This window comes from Cryobacterium sp. TMT4-31, assembly GCF_004403385.1.
In the GTDB taxonomy this organism is placed as follows: Bacteria; Actinomycetota; Actinomycetes; order Actinomycetales; family Microbacteriaceae; genus Cryobacterium; species Cryobacterium zongtaii.
Map to the genome: position 1 here is coordinate 1 of NZ_SOGI01000027.1, position 18,425 is coordinate 18,425.

11 protein-coding genes are annotated in these 18,425 nt (G+C 69.2%); 4 read left to right on the forward strand and 7 right to left on the reverse strand.

The features are described 5' to 3' along the window. Positions 1-17: 17 nt before the first annotated feature. From E3T19_RS05720 to E3T19_RS05735, 4 genes are all read right to left on the reverse strand, one after another. Entirely contained in the window at positions 18-1,022 is a 1,005-nt protein-coding gene (locus E3T19_RS05720; protein WP_088456441.1) for an NAD-dependent epimerase/dehydratase family protein, read from the reverse strand. Positions 1,023-1,109: 87 nt separating this feature from the next. After that, entirely contained in the window at positions 1,110-3,431 is a 2,322-nt protein-coding gene (gene ligA / locus E3T19_RS05725; RefSeq protein ID WP_134408324.1) for an NAD-dependent DNA ligase LigA, read from the reverse strand. Beyond that, on the reverse strand, positions 3,424-4,620 hold the full coding sequence (mnmA, locus tag E3T19_RS05730) for a tRNA 2-thiouridine(34) synthase MnmA (RefSeq protein WP_198415727.1): 1,197 nt from the start codon (positions 4,618-4,620) through the stop codon (positions 3,424-3,426). Before mnmA ends, ligA begins: the two co-directional genes overlap by 8 nt. A 3-nt stretch (positions 4,621-4,623) precedes the next feature. Beyond that, the gene (locus E3T19_RS05735; RefSeq protein ID WP_134408325.1) at positions 4,624-5,847 is read right to left on the reverse strand and encodes a cysteine desulfurase family protein; all 1,224 of its coding nucleotides are present in this window, start codon (positions 5,845-5,847) and stop codon (positions 4,624-4,626) included. 89 nt (positions 5,848-5,936) lie between these two features. On the opposite strand from E3T19_RS05735, the gene glgX reads away from it, so the two are divergent. After that, positions 5,937-7,994: a glycogen debranching protein GlgX gene (gene glgX / locus E3T19_RS05740; protein WP_088456445.1), complete on the forward strand. Its 2,058-nt coding sequence runs from the start codon at positions 5,937-5,939 to the stop codon at positions 7,992-7,994. Beyond that, positions 7,991-8,482 (forward strand): Cys-tRNA(Pro) deacylase, encoded by a 492-nt coding sequence (ybaK, locus tag E3T19_RS05745; protein ID WP_134408326.1) that lies wholly within the window; start codon positions 7,991-7,993, stop codon positions 8,480-8,482. The genes glgX and ybaK overlap by 4 nt, the downstream gene beginning before the upstream one ends. A gap of 22 nt (positions 8,483-8,504) precedes the next feature. On the opposite strand, the gene glgP is transcribed toward ybaK, so the two are convergent. Then, positions 8,505-11,093 (reverse strand): alpha-glucan family phosphorylase, encoded by a 2,589-nt coding sequence (glgP, locus tag E3T19_RS05750; protein WP_088456447.1) that lies wholly within the window; start codon positions 11,091-11,093, stop codon positions 8,505-8,507. A 94-nt stretch (positions 11,094-11,187) separates the two neighbouring features. On the opposite strand from glgP, the gene E3T19_RS05755 reads away from it, so the two are divergent. Continuing rightward, positions 11,188-13,266 (forward strand): maltotransferase domain-containing protein, encoded by a 2,079-nt coding sequence (locus E3T19_RS05755; RefSeq protein WP_174776705.1) that lies wholly within the window; start codon positions 11,188-11,190, stop codon positions 13,264-13,266. After that, positions 13,263-15,479, forward strand: a complete 2,217-nt coding sequence (glgB, locus tag E3T19_RS05760) for a 1,4-alpha-glucan branching protein GlgB (RefSeq protein WP_134408327.1) — start codon at positions 13,263-13,265, stop codon at positions 15,477-15,479. Before E3T19_RS05755 ends, glgB begins: the two co-directional genes overlap by 4 nt. Positions 15,480-15,562: 83 nt before the next feature. On the opposite strand, the gene E3T19_RS05765 is transcribed toward glgB, so the two are convergent. Further along, a complete protein-coding gene (locus E3T19_RS05765; RefSeq protein WP_134408328.1) occupies positions 15,563-16,528 on the reverse strand; it encodes a tetratricopeptide repeat protein in 966 nt (321 codons plus the stop codon). After that, positions 16,525-18,333, reverse strand: a complete 1,809-nt coding sequence (locus E3T19_RS05770; protein WP_134408329.1) for a hypothetical protein — start codon at positions 18,331-18,333, stop codon at positions 16,525-16,527. Before E3T19_RS05770 ends, E3T19_RS05765 begins: the two co-directional genes overlap by 4 nt. Between the last annotated feature and the right edge of the window lie 92 nt (positions 18,334-18,425).

Consider the following 18,425-nt stretch of genomic DNA (forward strand, 5'->3'; position numbering starts at 1 on the left):
GGGCGGGCGCGGGGGCATCAGCCGGCGGCGCGGGCGGCGAGCAGGGCCACCTCGTCGGCGTCGGACAGTCCCGCCCGGCGCGGGCCCTGCGGCACCCTGAGGCGCTCCCAGCGCAGCGTGTCAGCGAGGGTCTCGGCGAGCGGGCGGGTGACCAGTCCGGCGGCGCGGGCGGCACCGCTGTCTCGGGCATTGAACCCGGCGTAGTCCGGCAGGGGCAACCACAGCGGCAGGGACCGTGGCCCCGACCACGGCCCGACCTCGTGATCCAGTAGCCATCGGGCATCCGCGCCCACGACCGGGCCGGTGTGTCCGGCCACGCTCCTCGCCACGGCCAGGTGTTCGGCCAGCGCCACGGTCTCCCCCGTCGCGTTGAACACCCCGGCTGTGCGGTCCTCGGCGGCGTCGACGATCCATTCCGCCAGGTCGCGCACGTCGATCACCTGAACCAGCAGCCCCGGAACGTCGGGCACGAGCACACTCCCGTCGGCACCGGCGGGCTCCCTGAACCGCAGTGGCCAGTACCCGCTGCGGTCGGAGACGTCGCCGGGTCCGCCGATCAGACCCGACCGCACGATGAGCGACCTGTCGGCGCCGAACCCCGCAAGGAGCCGGTCCTCGCAGGCGACCTTCGCCTCGCCGTAGGTCTCCATCGACTCCATCACGTCACCGCTCTGCGCACCGACACGCTCAGCGCTCTCGTCCTGGCCCGGCACGGCGGTGTCGGCGTAGACGTTTCCCGACGATACGAAGGTGTACGCGGCGGCCCGGTCGCCCAGCGCCGCCACGGCCGAGGCGACCTGCCCGGGCTGCCGCGACACATCCACGACCACATCCCAGTCTTCGGCCGCCACCTCCGCGTACGCCCCGGCCTGGTCGCGGTCGCCCCGCACGAAGCGGATGCCGGCCGGGGCGTTCCCGGATTCGCCCCTGGCCAGGCAGGTGACCTTGTGACCGTGGTGCATCGCGGCCGTCGCGATGGTGCTGCCGAGCCAGGCCGTTCCGCCGAGAATGAGGAATCGCATGCGGCCAGCTAACCCAACCAGCGCTCCCCCCGGCAAGAGAGTTTCGCTCTGGGCACAGCGGAACGACGAGCGACCGCCGGCGGGAGCCTAGTCGGTGTCGCGGCCGGGCTCGGCCGCGGCGACTGGCTCAGGTTCGGCACCGCTCTCGGCCGGGGGATCCGCCGGGGCGGCGTCTGGCAGGCCGGCCGGGCCGTGTTCGAGCAGCAGCCGGAACTGGTCGGCGTCGATGATGCGCACGCCCAGGGCTTCGGCCTTGGCCAGTTTGGAGCCGGCGCCGGGGCCGGCGGCCACGTAGTCGGTCTTCTTCGACACGCTGGAGGCGTTCTTGCCGCCGGCGGCGATGATCGCCTCCGACGCGCCCTCGCGGGTGAAGCCCTCCAGCGAGCCCGTCGCCACGACGGTCAGCCCGGTGAGCACTCCACCGGCCGCCGCAGCGGCACCGGGGCCCGGGTGCCCCGGCGTGGCGAACTGCACCCCGGCCGCTGCCCATCGCTCCACGATGTCGCGGTGCCAGTCCACCTCGAACCAGTCGATCACGGCGTCGGCGATGATGCCGCCCACTCCGTCGACCTCGGCCAGCTCGTCGCGCGACGCCGAACGGATGGCGTCGAGAGAGCCGAAGTGGTTCGCCAGGGCCCGTGCGGCCACCGGCCCGACGTGACGGATGTTGAGTGAGACCAGGATGCGCCAGAGCGGCTTGGTCTTGGCCAGTTCGATCTCGGCGATGAGCTTCACGGCGTTGGACGACGGTTGCGGGCCGTCCAGACCCGCCTTCTTCTCGGCTGCGGACGGGTTCCGCCGGAACGGGGTGCGCTGACGCACGGTGCCGTCCTCGTCCTCGCGGGGCAGGCCGGTCTCGGGGTCCCGCACGACCACGCTGATCGGCAACAGATCCTCGATGGTGAGATCGAAAAGGCCGGCCTCGGTGTCCAACGGCGGCGTTTCGGGAACCGTGGGCTGGGTCAGCGCCGCCGCGGTCACCTCGCCGAGCACCTCGATGTCGAGGGCACCCCGCGAGCCGATGTGCTCGACCCGGCCGCAGACCTGGGCCGGGCAGCTCCGCGCGTTCGGGCAGCGCAGGTCGATGTCGCCGTCCTTGGCGGCCTTCAGCCCAGTGCCGCAGACCGGGCAGTCTGCTGGCATCACGAATTCGCGTTCGGTGCCGTCGCGCAGCTCCACGACCGGCCCGAGGACCTCGGGGATCACGTCGCCGGCCTTCCGCAGCACGACGGTGTCGCCGATCAGCACGCCCTTGGCCCTCACGACATCCTGATTGTGCAGGGTGGCCTGGCGCACGACGGAACCGGCGACCCTGACGGGTTCCATCACGGCGAACGGGGTGGCCCGGCCGGTGCGGCCCACGCTCACGACGATGTCGAGCAGCTTCGTGTTCACCTGCTCCGGCGGGTACTTGTAGGCGATCGCCCAGCGCGGCGCGCGGTTGGTGGCACCGAGTTCGTCGTGCAGGGCGAGCTCGTCCACCTTGATGACGATGCCGTCGATCTCGTGTTCCACGCTGCCGCGGTGCTCGCCGAAGTACTCGATGAACGCGGATGCCTCTGCCGGCGTCGCGACGACCCTGTAGTGGGTGCTGGTGGGCAGACCCCAGCCGGCGAGCAGGTCGTACACGGCGGACTGCGACTCGGCGCCGGGCTGGGCCCACGCGCCGATGCCGTGCACGAGCATCCGCAGCCGGCCGAGCCTGGCCTTCATCAGGGCAAGCTGGTCGGCGTTCTTGCTCTCGGCCTTCTGCCGGAGCGACCCGCTGGCCGCGTTGCGGGGATTGGCGAACACCCGCTCGCCCGCGGCGCTCTGCGCGGCATTGAGCTCCCGGAACGCTTCGACGGGGAAGAAGACCTCTCCGCGTACCTCCATCAGCGGCGGATGCCCGGTGCCGCTCAGCCGGGCGGGAATTCCGGGCACCAGGGCGATATTCTCGGTGACGTCTTCGCCGACCACGCCGTCGCCGCGGGTGGCGGCGCTGACGAGCACCCCCCTCTCGTAGCGGAGGTTGATGGCCAGGCCGTCGATCTTGAGTTCGCAGAGGTAGTGCACGGCCCGGTTGGCGCTCACCTGCACCTTGGCCGCCCAGGCCTCGAACTCCTCGATGGAGAACACGTTGTCGAGGCTGAGCATCCGCTCGGCGTGCTGCACCGGGTCGAACAGGGTGGTCTCGGCGCGGCCGCCGACGGTCTGGGTGGGGCTGTCCTGGCTGGCGAGTTCGGGGAAGAGCCGTTCGAGTTCTTCGAGGCGATGGATCAGGCCGTCGTAGTCGGCGTCGGAGACGATGACCTGGTTACGCTCGTAGTAGGCGTCGCGGGCCTCGAGGATGCGCGTGGTCAGGCTGGCGGCCTCCTCGCCGGCGGCGGCCAGCGCGGCGGCCGGTGACGCTCCCGTCGCGTCAGGCATTGATCGTCGCGGAGTCGGCGGGAACCGGGCCTGCAACGTTGTCGCTTTTGACCGGAACGGCACTGATCGTGCGGTCGATCGTGCACTGCCCGAGCACCCGGGTACCCACATAGACCACAGCGGTCTGGCCCGGCGCCACGCCGGTCAGCGGCTCGGTCGGCAGGATGCGCAGCTCGGTGTGCGCCTCGACCGGCGGCGTCGCGGAGGGGTCGGCGGGCACGCAGATGACCTGGGCCACGGCGGGCTCCGGGTCGGCGTGCGCACGGATCTGCACGTCGCAGGCGAATTCGATCTCGGGGTGCTCCGGGGGCAGTCCGGCCCAGGTGTACTTGGTGCCGGCGATCTCCTTGATCGCCAGGGCCTCCTTGGGGCCCACGACCACGGTGTTGGACACCGGGCGTACCTCGAGCACGAAGCGGGGCTTGCCGTCGGCGGCGGGGGTGCCGATCGAGAGGCCCTTGCGCTGTCCCACGGTGAACGCCACGGCGCCCTCGTGCTGCCCGAGCTTGTTGCCCTCGCGGTCCAGGATGTCGCCGGTTTCCGGGGCGACCCGCTCGCCGAGCCAACCGCGGGTGTCACCGTCGGGGATGAAGCAGATGTCGTAGGAGTCGGGCTTGTTCGCCACCGAGAATCCGCGTTCGGCGGCCTCTGCGCGTACCTCGGCCTTGGACGGCGTGTCGCCCAGAGGGAACATCGAGTGCGCGAGCTGCTCCTTGGTGAGCACGCCCAGCACGTAGGACTGGTCCTTGGCCCAGGCGCTGGCCCGGTGCAGTTCCCGGTTGCCGTCGGCATCCGTCACGATCGAGGCGTAGTGGCCGGTGCAGACGGCGTCGAACCCGAGTGCCAGGGCCTTCTCGAGGAGGGCGGCGAACTTGATCTTCTCGTTGCAGCGCATGCACGGGTTGGGGGTGCGTCCGGCGGCGTACTCGGCGATGAAGTCGTCGACGACGTCGAGCTTGAACCGCTCGGAGAAGTCCCACACGTAATACGGGATGCCGATGATGTTCGCGGCCCGTTGGGCGTCCATCGAGTCCTCGACGGTGCAGCAGCCGCGGCTGCCGGTGCGGAGCGTGCCGGGCATGCGCGACAGGGCCAGGTGCACCCCGACCACCTCGTGCCCTGCCTCGACCGCGCGGGCTGCGGCCACGGCGGAATCCACCCCACCGCTCATTGCTGCCAGAATCTTCACTGGTTAAGTGTACGCACGCGGCGCCGAGTCGGCCATTCCCGCGCCGATCGCCTGCGCCCAGGCCACCGGCAGCGCCGTCAGCAAGGCGTCGACGTCGGCCTGGGTCGAGGTGCGGCCCAGCGTGATCCGCAGGGCGCTGCGGGCCTCGGCCTCGCTACGGCCCATGGCACGCAGCACGTGCGATGGCTCCGGGATGCCGGCCTGGCAGGCGGATCCCGTGGAGACCGACACCCCGGCGACGTCGAGCAGGAACAGGAGCGAGTCGCCTTCGCAGCCGGGGAAGGTGAAGTGGGCGTTGCCGGGCAGACGCCCGGCTGTGCCCGAATCTGCAGAGTCGGGGTCGCCGTTGTAGACGGCGGAGGGCACCGCGGCGCGAACGCCGGCGATCACACTGTCGCGCAGCACTCGCAGGCGCCGGTTCTCGGCGTCGAGGTCGGCGGTCATGGCTGTCGCCGCGACCGCGAACGACACCGCCGCCGCCACGTCCTGGGTGCCGCTGCGTACCTTGCGCTGTTGGCCGCCGCCGTGGATCAGCGGCACCACGGTGATCGTGCGGGACAGCACCAGGGCGCCGATGCCGACGGGGCCGCCGATCTTGTGCGCCGAGACGCTCAGCGCCGACACTCCGGTGGCGTGCAGGGCAGCGAAGTCGATGGGCACGTGACCGTAGGCGGAGATGGCGTCCACGTGCACCGGGATGCCGTGTGCCGCGGCGAGCGCCGCGACGTCTTCGACGGGCTGCAGGGTGCCCACCTCGTTGTTGGCGGCCAGCAGGGTCACCAGGGCCACATCCTCGGGGTCCTCAGCGATGGCCGCGGCGAGGGCGGCGAGGTCGATGCGGCCCAGCGTGTCCAGCGGGATCCACTGGACCGTCGCACCCTCCTGCTGGGCGAGCCATTCCACGGTGTCGACGGTGGCGTGGTGCTCTCCGCCGGGCACGAGGATCCGGGTGCGGGGCGCCCGGGCCCAGTACAGGCCCTTGATGGCCAGGTTCACCGATTCAGTGCCGCTGCCGGTGAAGACGATCTCGATGGGGTCGGAGTGCACGCTCGCGGCGACCCGTTCGCGGGCCTCCTCGAGCATCCGTTTGGCGTTCTGGCCCTGGCTGTGGATGGACGCCGGATTGCCGACGACAGCCATCGCCTCCGCGTACGCGGTGATGGCGGCCGGCAGCATCGGTGCCGTCGCGGCGTGGTCGAGATACGCGTGGTCAAAATGCACCGACATGTGCTCGCCTCCTGGCTGGTTCGGGTCCCGTGGATGGGCCGGTGCGGGCTGGTCTTTATACACCGTCCGCACTGATTACTCTAGATCTCATGACTTCAGCAGACACCCTCCGCAATCTGGGCGTCCGCGCTACGAGCAATGGCGGGGAACTCCGCGTCTGGTCCGAACACGCCGAGGCCATCGAACTGTGCATCTTCGACCACACCGACCCCAACTGGATCGTGCGCACCGTACCCATGGTGCGCGACGCCCACAACGTCTGGGTCGGCCGTAGCCGCACCCTCACCGCGGGCCGCCGCTACGGCATCCGGGTCTCCGGTCCAGCCGGTCCCACGCACTCGTTCCACCCCGAGAAGACCCTGATCGACCCGTACGCCCGGGGTCTGGCCCGGGTGGGACCCGACCAATGGCAGTCCACCATGGTCGACGACGCCTTCGACTGGGCCGGAGCCGTCAAGCCCAACACGCCGATGGATCACACCGTGGTCTACGAGGCGCACGTCCGGGGCCTGAGCAAGCTCAGCCCGGCCATGCCCGTTGAACTCCGCGGCACCTACGCCGGACTGGCACACGAGAGCACCATCGCGTACCTCAAGAACCTCGGGGTGACCGCCGTTGAACTGCTGCCGGTGCAGTCGTTCGTCTCCGAACAGCGCCTGATCAAGCAGGGCCTGTCGAACTACTGGGGCTACAACACCCTCAACTTCTTCACCCCTCACGCCGACTACGCCACGCAGGCCTCCCAGTCCGAGGGGCCGGAGGCGGTGCTGCGCGAGTTCAAGGGCATGGTCAAACTGCTGCACGAGGCCGGCCTCGAGGTCATCCTCGACGTTGTGTACAACCACACCGCCGAGGAGGGCCCGGCCGGACCGGTCACGAGCCTGCGGGGCATCGACAACGCCACCTACTACCGGCAGAACGCCAAGGGTCATTACATCGACGTCACCGGCTGCGGCAACACGGTCAACTTCGGCCACGACGTGCCGATGCGACTGGTGCTGGACTCTCTGCGGTACTGGGCCAACGAGGTGCAGATCGACGGGTTCAGGTTCGACCTGGCCGCGACCCTCGCACGCGACGAGAACGTGCACTACACGCCGGACCACCCTCTGCTCACCGCCATCCGCGACGACCCGGAACTGGCCGGGGTGAAGCTCATCGCGGAACCGTGGGACGTGGGCATGGGCGGCTGGCAGACCGGCAACTTCCCGACCGGCTGGTCGGAGTGGAACGACCGGTACCGCGACCGGATGCGGTCCTTCTGGCTCACAGACGTCGCCGCCGTGCGCAACCACTCGACCTCAGACAGCGGCATCGGCCGGTTCGCCTCCCGTCTGGCCGGGTCGGCCAACACCTTCTCGCTGGAGCGCGGCCCGGTCGCCTCGCTGAACTTCATCACCGCCCACGACGGTTTCACCATGGCGGACCTCACCGCGTACAACGTGAAGCACAACGTCGGCAACGGTGAGGCGAACCGGGACGGCACCGACGGGAACAACTCGTTCAACCACGGTGTCGAGGGGCCCACTCGCGATGTCACGGTGTTGCGTACCCGTCGGCGGGCGATGCGCAACCTGCTCGGCACCCTGTTGCTCTCCGCGGGTGTGCCGATGCTCACCGCCGGGGACGAGTTCGGTCGCAGCCAACGCGGAAACAACAACGCCTACTGCCACGACAGCGAGCTCACCTGGCTGGACTGGAACTTCGACGACTGGCAGCAGGACCTGCACCGGATCACCCGGCAGTTGCTTGCCCTGCGCCGGGAGAACCCGGCCCTGCGCCCCGTGAGGTTCGGCCGGCCGGGCCAGACCACCCCCAGCGCCAGCCAGATGGACTGGTACAACGCCGCCGGAGCCTCGATGTCGGAGGCCGATTGGAACTCCCCCCAGGAACGCACCCTGCAGTATCTCGCGGCCAGCACCCCCGAGCACGAGGCGTTCAACCGCATCCTCCTGATCGTTCACGGCCTGGAGTCGCCCACCGAGGTGACCCTGCCCATCCACTCCGGGGTCTCCAGCTACACGGTGCTCTGGGACTCCAGTCACGACGACATCCGCGAGGTGCAGAGTTCGCACATGCCGGGCGCCCGCCTCACCATGGGGGGTACCTCGATGCTGCTGTTGCGGGCCGAGGAAGCCCGGGCATGACCAAGCCGGATGCCGGCGGCACACCCGCCACTGTGGCGCTGCTGCACGCCGGCATCCGGTTCACCGCCCACCACTACCCGCATGATGCGGCGGTGGCCGGCTACGGCCTCGAGGCGGCGGACAAGCTCGGGCTGGATCCCGACCAGGTGTTCAAGACCCTCTTGGCGGACGCCGACGGTGCCCTCGTCGTGGCGATCGTGCCCGTCTCCGGTCAGCTGGACCTCAAGGCCCTCGCCGCGGCGGTCGGCGCGAAGAAAGCCGTCATGGCCGACCCCAAGGTGGCCGAGCGCAAAACGGGCTACGTCGTGGGCGGCATCAGCCCGATCGGACAGAAGACCCGGCTGACGACGGTGCTCGACGAGACGGCCGAGCTCTTCGACTCGGTCTTCGTCTCCGGCGGCCGCCGCGGCTTCGACCTCGAGCTCTCCCCCGCCGACCTCGTCTCCGTCACCGCCGCCGTCGTGGCCGCGATCGGCCGGGACCGCTGACGACGCCGGCCCGCGGGCGAGGTCAGCCGGCGACGGCCACCAGCCCCATCTCGGCCGCGCTGATCAGCAGGTCGTTCCGCGGCACGACCCTGACGGTGTAGCCGAAGCCGCCGGACCTGTCGAGTTCGACGGTTCCGGTGAACAGGGTGGGCGCGCCGGGCGTCACGGTTTCGGTCGCGTCCTGCCCCAGCACGTCGTTGATCGGCTCGAGGGCCTGGGTGCTGACGTCGGTGAGGTCGTCACCGCCGGTGCTCCTGCCGTAGACGACCTGCACCGTCACGTCCTCGGGTGCGAGGCCGTTCAACTGCACGTGCGCGCGCAGGCGCAGTTCATCGCCCACCTGCGGCACCGGGGCGACGCCACCGGACTCCACGTGCTCGACGGCCACGCCGGGCCAGGCTCCCCCGATGCGGGCCTTCCATTCCGCGAGTTCGCGGGCCGCCCGGAAGTTGTTGGCCGAGAGCCGCGCCTCGGAGACACCGGCGGGGCGGTAGAGCTTCTCCACGTATTCGCGCACCATCCGGCCGGCGTTCAACTCGGGCGAGAGCCCGGCCAGGGTCTGGCGGATGTTGGCGACCCAGCGTTCGGGCACGCCATCGGCGTTGCGCTCGTAGAACGGCGGCGCCACCTGGTGTTCGATGAGCTCGTACAGGGCGTCGGCCTCGAGGCGGTCGCGCTCGGCGGAGTTGGTGCTCGCGTCGGCAGAGGGAATGGCCCAGCCGTTCTGACCGTCGAAGTACTCCGGCCACCAGCCGTCGAGGATGGACAGGTTGAGGGCGCCGTTCAGGGCCGCCTTCATGCCGGAGGTGCCGCAGGCCTCGAGCGGGCGCAGCGGATTGTTCAGCCACACGTCGGTGCCCGGGTACATCAGCTGAGCCATACCGATGTTGTAGTCGGGCAGGAACGCGATGCGGGTGCGCAGCTCAGGATCGGCGGCAAACTGCACGATCCGCTGGATCAGCCGCTTGCCCTCCTCGTCGGCGGGGTGCGACTTGCCGGCGATGACGATCTGCACGGGGTGCTCGGGGTGCAGCAGCAGGGCGCGCAGCCGCTCGGGATCGTGCAGCATCAGGGTGAGCCGCTTGTAGGTGGGCACCCGACGGGCGAAGCCGATGGTGAGCACGTTGGGGTCGAAGACCTGGTTGATCCACGCCGGCACCAGACCGCCGGGGTTCTGCACCAGCCAGGCCGCGCCGATGCGGCGACGGGCGTCCTCGACGAACTGGCGGCGCATATCGCCGCGCACCTCCCAGAGGTCCTGGTCGCTCACCGCGGGCGATGCCCAGTCGGCCGTGGAGGTGTCGGTGGTACCGAGCCGATTCGCGGCGAGGGCCTTCAGCGCCGGGTCCGTCCAGGTGGGGGCGTGCACCCCGTTGGTGATCGAGGTGATCGGCACCTCGCTGGCGTCGAAGCCCGGCCAGAGGCCGCTAAACATGCGCCGGCTCACCTCACCGTGCAGCTTCGAGACGCCGTTGGCGTGCTGTCCGAGCCGCAGGCCCATGATGGCCATGTTGAAGACATCCGGCGACCCGCCCGGGTAGCTCTCGGCGCCCAGACCCAGCAGGTCGTCCACGGCCACACCGGGCAGCAGGTCGGTCTCGAAGTAGCGGCGCACGAGGGAGGTTTCGAACCTGTCGATTCCGGCAGCCACCGGGGTGTGCGTGGTGAAAACGGTGCCGGCACGGGCTACCTGCAACGCCTCGGCGAAGCTCAGACCCTCACCGATGAGGCTGGAGATGCGTTCCAAGCCGAGGAATCCGGCGTGTCCCTCGTTGGTGTGGAACACCTCGGGCTCGTCGCGGCCGTTGAGGTGGCTCCACAGGCGCACGGCACGGGCCCCGCCGATGCCGAGCAGCAGTTCCTGCAGCAGCCGGTGTTCGCCGCCGCCGCCATAGAGCCTGTCGGTCACCTGGCGCAGTTCGTCGGTGTTCTCCGGGATATCGGTGTCCAGCATCAGCAGCCGGATGCGGCCGACCCTGGCCTCCCACACGCGAGCGTGCAGGGTTCGGTCGTCCGGCAGGGCGAGGGACACCTGCACCGGCGAACCGTCCGCCCGGCGCAGCACCGACAGGGGCAGACCGTCGGGGTCCAGCAGCGGGTAGCTCTCCAGCTGCCAACCGTCGCTCGAGATCGCCTGGCTGAAGTAGCCGGCCTTGTAGAACAGGCCAACGCCGACGAGTGGAACACCGAGGTCCGAGGCGCTCTTGAGGTGGTCCCCGGCCAGGATACCCAGGCCGCCGGAGTACTGCGGCAGCGCCGCCGCGATGCCGAACTCGGGCGAGAAGTACGCGATCGACGCCGGCTTCGCCCCCTCGAGGCCCTGATACCAGCGCGGTTCGTTGAGGTAGGCGCGCAGGTCGTCGCGCACCAGGTTGACGCCGGCGACGTAGTCGTGGTCCAGGGCGAGTTCCGCCAGCCGGGCCGGGTCGACGGCGCCGAGCAGGGCGACGGGGTCGGTGCCGATGCTGCGCCACAGCTCCGGGGCGATGTGCTCGAAGAGCTGCCGGGTGGGCTCGTGCCAGGACCAGCGCAAGTTGCCGGCCAGCTCATCGAGCGCGGCAAGCGACTCTGGCAGGACTGCACGGACGGTAAATTTACGGATCGCCTTCACGAACCTTACTTTAGGGGCGCAACGTGTCCACCGGGTAACAGGTGTGCGCGCGTGTGACCACCGATTCGGCCCCCGTTCGCGCTACGGTCGTCTTGTGGCTAAGACACCAAAACGAACCGGTACCGCCCTCTCAACTCCGAGCATCGCGGATGTTCCGACCAAAGTCGGTCGAATCCCCGTCCTCGACCTGTCCCCGCAGCTGAACGACAATCTCTGGCCGGCGAAGGCTTTCGCCGGCGAGGTCGTGCCGTTCGGTGCGACCGCCTTCAGGGAGGGGCATGACGCCATCGGCGTGATGCTGCATCTCACGGCGCCGGACGGCACCCAGACCCAGCATCCGATGCGCCCCGGCGCCCCGGGCACCGACAGGTACGAGGCCCAGGTGCGCCTGGACCTGCAGGGCTCGTACACCTACAGGGTGCGTGCCTACGCGGATGACTTCACCACCTGGGTGCACAACGCCGCCATCAAGATCCCCGCCGGCATAGACGTCGAGCTGATGTTCCTGATCGGTTCGACACTGCTGGCCTCCGCCGGCAAGGACCTCAAGCGTCCCACCGTGGAACGTCGGCTGTTCGCCGCCGCCGCCAAGACCCTGGCCAATACGAAGCTCCCCCTCGCGGTCCGGCTGGCCGTCGTCACCGATCCGGCCCTGGCCGCGGCAGCAGTCGTGCGCCCCCTCGCCAGTCTCGACTCGTTCTCCGCCGAGCGCACCGTGCGGGTCGAACGCACCCGCGCCGGCGTCGGCTCCTGGTACGAGTTCTTCCCCCGCTCGGAGGGCGCCGTGCGGCGAGAAGACGGCAGCTGGCAGAGCGGAACCTTCCGCACCGCGGCCGCCCGCCTGCCCGGCGTCGCCGCGATGGGCTTCGACGTGTTGTACCTGCCGCCGATCCACCCGATCGGCCGGTCCTTCCGCAAGGGCCCGAACAACACCCTCGACGCCGGCGAGAACGACCCGGGTTCGCCGTGGGCGATCGGCTCGGCTGCCGGCGGACACGACGCCATCCACCCGGAGCTCGGCACCATTGACGACTTCAGCTTCTTCCTCGACGCCGCCCGCACGGAGGGCATCGAGGTCGCCATCGACCTGGCCCTGCAGGCCTCGCCGGACCACCCCTGGGTCACCGAGCACCCGGAGTGGTTCACCACGCTGCCGGACGGCACCATCGCCTACGCCGAGAACCCGCCGAAGAAGTACCAGGACATCTACCCGATCAACTTCGACAACGATCCCGCCGGCATCCGTGCCGAGGTGCTGCGCTTGGTGCGCTACTGGGTCGGCGTTGGCGTGAACATCTTCAGGGTCGACAATCCGCACACCAAGCCGTTGGACTTCTGGGAGTGGCTGATCGGCACCATCAACCGGGAATCGCCCGACGTGGTGTTCCTGGCCGAGGCGTTCACCCGTCCGGCGCTGCTGCAGGGCCTGGCCAAGGTCGGCTTCCAGCAGTCGTACACCTACTTCACCTGGCGCAACACCAAGGAGGAGCTCGAGGAGTTCTTCGACGACTTGGCCCACGACACCGCGGACTTCCTGCGCCCGAACCTGTTCGTGAACACTCCCGATATCCTCTCCGAGTACCTCCAGTTCGGCGGACCGGCGGCGTTCAAGATCCGTGCGGCCCTGGCCGCGACGGCGGCGCCCACCTGGGGCCTGTACGCGGGCTTCGAACTCTACGAGAGCGTCGCCCGTCCCGGTGCCGAAGAGAACATCGACAACGAGAAGTACGAGCTTCGGCCCCGCGACTTCGCGAAGGCTGAAGCGCTCGGCAGGTCGCTGGCGCCGTTCCTGGCCCAGCTGGGACGCATCCGTGCCGCCCACCCGGCCCTGCGTCAGCTGCGCAACCTCGACATCCACTCCAGCGACGACGACTCGATCCTCGTCTACAGCAAGTACCTGGCCGGTGAGTTCACCGACGACGGTCGCACCGACGCGCTCATCATCGTCGCCAACGTCGACCCGCATTCGGTGCGTGAGACCGTGGTGCACCTGGATGTGACCAGGTTCGGTCTCCCCCTCGGCTCCCACTTCGAGGTCGAGGACCTCATCACCGGCGCCGTGTGGACCTGGTCCGCGGACAACTTCGTGCGCCTGGACGCCTTCACCGAACCCGTGCACATCCTGCACGTGCGGATCCCACAGGCACCGAACCAGAACGGACTGGCCGAATGAAACACGCCACCGGCCGCCCCGCCGACGAACTGCCCACCTTCTCAGCGCACATCCTCGAGACGGTCTCGGTCGGCTCGTACTACAACCCGCACGAGGTGCTCGGCCAGCACCTGCTGGACCTGCCGAACATCACCGACCCGATCACGGTCATCCGGGTCCTGCGTCCCCTGGCCATCGAGGTCGTCGCGGTGCTGTCCACCGGCGCCCGCGTCGAACTGTCCCATCTGGGCTACGGCATCTGGCAGGGTGTCAGCACCATCGGCCCGCAGGACTACGAGATCGAAGCGCACTACGAGGGCGGACCGGCCTGGATCAGCGACGATCCCTACCGTTACCGGCCCACGCTCGGCGAGCTCGACCTGCACCTGATCGGCGAGGGCCGGCACGAACGTCTCTGGGACGTACTGGGCGCCCACGTGCGCACCTTCACCGGCGTGACCAAGCCTGTCAGCGGCACCTCGTTCTCGGTCTGGGCGCCACACGCCCGTGCCGTGCGCGTGATCGGTGACTTCAACAGCTGGTACGGCGTGCTGCACTCGATGCGCAACATGGGCAGCACCGGCGTCTGGGAACTCTTCGTGCCCGGCCTGACCGCTGGCTCCAACTACAAGTTCGAGATCCTCACCCAGGCCGGCGAGTGGGTGCAGAAGGCCGACCCGATGGCCCGTTACACCGAGGTGCCGCCGCTGACCGCGTCGGTGGTGGGCGAGACCGCCTACACCTGGCAGGATGCCGCCTGGCTGGCCGAACGCAGCGCCACCGACCCGCACAACCGGGCCATGAGCGTGTACGAGATGCACGTGGGCTCCTGGCGGCCCGGGCTGGGCTACCGGGCCCTGGCCGACGAGTTGATCAGCTACCTCGAAGAACTCGCGTATACGCACGTGGAGTTCATGCCGCTGTCCGAGCACCCGTTCGGGGGCTCCTGGGGCTACCAGGTCACCGGCTACTACGCTCCGACGAGCCGGTTCGGCCACCCCGACGACCTGCGCTACCTGATCGACCGGCTGCACCAGGCCGGCATCGGCGTGATCATGGACTGGGTTCCGGGACACTTCCCCAAGGATGAGTTCGCCCTGGCCCGCTTCGACGGGCAGGCCCTGTACGAGCACCCGGACCCGCGCCGCGGTGAGCAGATGGACTGGGGCACCTACGTCTTCGACTTCGGCCAGATGCAGGTGCGCAATTTCCTCGTCGCCAATGCGCTGTACTGGCTCGAGGAGTTCCACATCGACGCCCTCCGGGTGGACGCGGTCGCCTCGATGCTGTACCTGGACTACTCGCGCAAGGACGGCGAGTGGGAACCCAACAAGTTCGGCGGCCGGGAAAACCTCGAGGCGATCAGCCTGCTGCAGGAGATCACCGCGACGGCATACAAGCGCAACCCCGGCACCATCATGATCGCCGAGGAATCCACCAACTGGCCCGGTGTCACCGCGGCCACCTCCGGCGGCGGCCTGGGCTTCGGGCTGAAGTGGAACATGGGCTGGATGCACGACTCGCTCGAGTACATGAGCGAAGACCCGATGCACCGCGCGTACCACCACAACGAGATCACCTTCTCGTTCGTCTATGCGTTCAGCGAGAACTTCCTGCTGCCGATCAGCCACGACGAGGTTGTGCACGGCAAGGGCTCCCTGATCGGCAAGATGCCAGGAGATCCGTGGCAGCAGCTCGCCAACGTGCGGGTCTACCTCGCATTCATGTGGGCGCACCCGGGCAAGCAGCTCCTGTTCATGGGGCAGGAGTTCGGCCAGCGGTCCGAGTGGAGTGAAGAGCGCGGACTGGACTGGTGGATGCTCGACCAGCCCGGTCACCGTGGCCTGTTCAACCTCGTCGGCCAGCTCAACCGGGTGTACCGGGACACGCCCAGCCTCTGGGAGCGTGACAACGAACCCGGCGGGTTCGAGCTGCTCGACGGCGGCGCCGCTGCGGAGAACGTGGTCAGCTTCGTGCGCTGGGACCACGACGGCACGCCGGTGGTCTGCCTGTACAACTTCTCCGGAGCCCCGCACACCGGCTACAGGGTGGGGCTGCCCCTGCCCGGCGCCTGGGAGGAGATCCTCAACACCGATGCCGAGAACTTCGGCGGCTCCGGGGTCGGCAACCTCGGTGAGGTGACCGCGTTCGCCGAGCCGTGGGCCGGCCGGCCGGCATCCGCCACCCTCACCCTGCCGCCGCTCGGCGCCCTCTGGCTGCGCCTGCGCCGCTGACATCGCTCAGGCCACGCGAAAGCGCCCGCCTGGTCGCCTCAGTCGCCTGAGGCAGCCACACGGGCGCTTTCGCGTTCCCGCGTTTAGTAGAGCAGCGCGGTGAGGCGTTTGCGGGCCGGCGGCACGCGCGGGTCATCGGTACCGACGACCTCGAACAACTCGAGCATGCGCTGGCGGATGACGTTCTTGCCCGCAGCATCCTGGCCGGGGAACAGGCCCAGCAGCCTGTCGAAGGCGTCCTCGATGTGTCCACCGGACAGGTCCAGGTCGGCCACGAGGAGTTGAGCGTCCAGGTTCGCCGGGTCGTCAGCGGCAGCCGAACGCACCTCGGCGATGGTCTTGCCCTGCAGCCGGGCGAGCAGGCTGACCTGGGCGAGACCGGCGGTGGCCATGGTGTCGCGGGGGTCGCGGGCCAGGGCGAGCTTGTAGATGTCGATGCCGGCGGCGTAGTCGCCGCGCTCGATGGCCTCGTAGGCCTCGCGGTGATGCGGTGGCAGTTCGGGTTCGACGGGCTCGGCCGGCGGGCCGGCGGGCGTCTCGGCGGCCTCGGCCACCCCGGCCACACCGTGCTGAGCGGCCAGCTCAAGCACCCGCTCGAAAACCTCGCGGATCTGCACCACGGGGAGTACCCCGTCGAAAAGCTGAACCGGCTGACCGTTGATCACCGCGGCGAGGGTCGGCACCGACGTGGCCTGGAACGCCTGGGCGAGCTGCGGGTTCGTGTCGATGTCGACGGTGGCCAGCACGAAGCGGCCGTTGTACTCCCTGATCAGGTTCTCGATCACCGGGGTGAGCTGGGTGGCCGGCTCGCTCCAGGTGGCCCACAGGTCCACAATCACCGGCACGATCTTCGACAGTTCCAGCAGCTCCGCGAAGTTGGTGTCGGTACCCTCGAGCACCAAATTCGGTACCGGAACGACACCGGCGACGGCGCCATCCGGCGCGGTCCCGGTGCTCACGCCGGCCGCGGCCGCCGGTGGGCGGTTCACGAGCGAGGACAGGTCGACGGCGCCGCGCAGGTTGGCGCCGGCTGGGGGGACAACGGTCATGGAAGCTCCACGGAATTGATCAGTCCCTGACTAAAGCCAAGGAGAACGATTTTGTCGGTTGAATTGGCGGCAGGCACGTGGAACAGGAGCTGCTCGCTATAGGTGCTCTGGATGCCCTTGGTGGTCTCCTCGATACCGGAGAGCGCCTTGCTCGGGCCTTCCTTCGGGGTGATGGTCGCCTTGCCCGCGACGGGAGTCACCGTGGTGATCTCGTTCACACTCACGGCCACGATACTGCCGGAGTCGTTCGTGGCAAGGGCAATGATCTCGCCACTCCCAACGGCATTGGTGAACTCCATCGTGCCGGTGTCCTCAAGCTCCAACAGCTGCTTCTCCTTGTACTCCAAGCCCAGCTGGGTGCGGGCGGTGTCGCCCTTGGCTTCGAAGAGCGGGAACGACGGGCTCGCCTCGCCTTTCAGCAGGATGTCGGCGTAGGCCGGGCCAACAGCGTTGGGCGCCATCGACATGAACTTGTTGTCGGGGGCGATCAGCGGTGCTCCGATGGTGGCCGGGGCCACACTCGGAACCTTGGCGGATGCCTCGAGCTGGACGGCGTACTCGACCAGGTAGTTCTCCCGCGGAGATTCCTGCTTGAGAATAAGCGCCATGGTGGGCACCGAGGCCTCATCAGCCGACTGCAGCACCGTCATGACCACGCGCGGCCAGGCATCGGTCTGTTGGGGAAGCGTCAGCGTCAGCGGGGAATCCGGCAGCGCCACGGTCGCCGCGTACGACGCATCGGCGGCGCGGACCTTGTAGTTGGCCAGACGCTGCTCGAGCGCGGGGCCGGTGAACCGGGTGGCCAGGCTGTCGGCATCCAGGTTCGCGTCGGCCTCCGCCGTGAGCGCGACAATGTCGCCAACGATGCGCTCGAGTTGCGGCACCGTCACAGCGGGCTCCGGAGCCTCGTCGGCCACGGGAGCCTCGATATCCTCGGCGCTGGGCGAGGGCGTCGCCGTTGCGGTGGCGGCGGCCTCCGGAGCGACGGTCGGCCAGAACTCCGGCGAACATCCGCTGAGCACCAGGCCGGAGACCAGCACGAGGGGAACGGCGATCATGGACCGGCCGATCGACCGGCGTGGACCGGTGATCTCGCTCGCCTTGATGGTCTTGGGGCGCGGCACCCGGGGCAGCCTGGGCATGCGCGGCCCGCGCGGCACGTTGCGCCGCGGACGGCGGGACCGGCGGAAGTGCAACAGGCCCAGCAGGTAGATCACGAAGCCGAGCAGACCGATGAGAGCTCCCCCGACGATCAGCGGACCGGCCCACGGTGTCGCGTTGTCCGTCGGCCAGGCCACGGTGATATCCGTCGGCGCCGGGGCGGTCCCGTCGGAGGCGACAAGCACCGAGATCCCGGCCGGCGCGCTGATCGTGGTGGTCAGCGACCGGTCACCGGTGTACTCCTCCAACCACAGGTCGGAGCCGGCAGGGTCGGTGGCCAGCGGGGCCGCTTCGGTTTCCGCCGCCGGCGTGACGGCGGTTCCCGTCGCCGGGGTAACAGTCAATTTCCCGGTGTCGGCATCGAGGCCCACCGCCGCGTACTCGTCAGCGCCGATCCAGGCCTGGATGTCCGCGGTACGCGCGTAGGCGACGAAGACGCTGTCGGAGCCGGAAACCGTGATGGTCTGGCTGCCGGGGAACGTGCCCAGGGCCGCGCCGTCGATCACCGCGTACGGCGCACCGTCGTCGACCGTCGCGCTCAGGCTCGTGGAAGCAGGTTCGAGAAAGACTGTCCGCTGCGCGATGCCGAATGCGATCATCAGCGCGGCGAGGACGAATGCCAAAATGGCAAAGACGAAACGCACGTAAAACCCTCCTGTGTTGCCTGCCGATGGCTGCGAATCACAACGACTGCCACCGCTTGTCGGGGCCGGGAAGCAACAGACACGGACGTCTT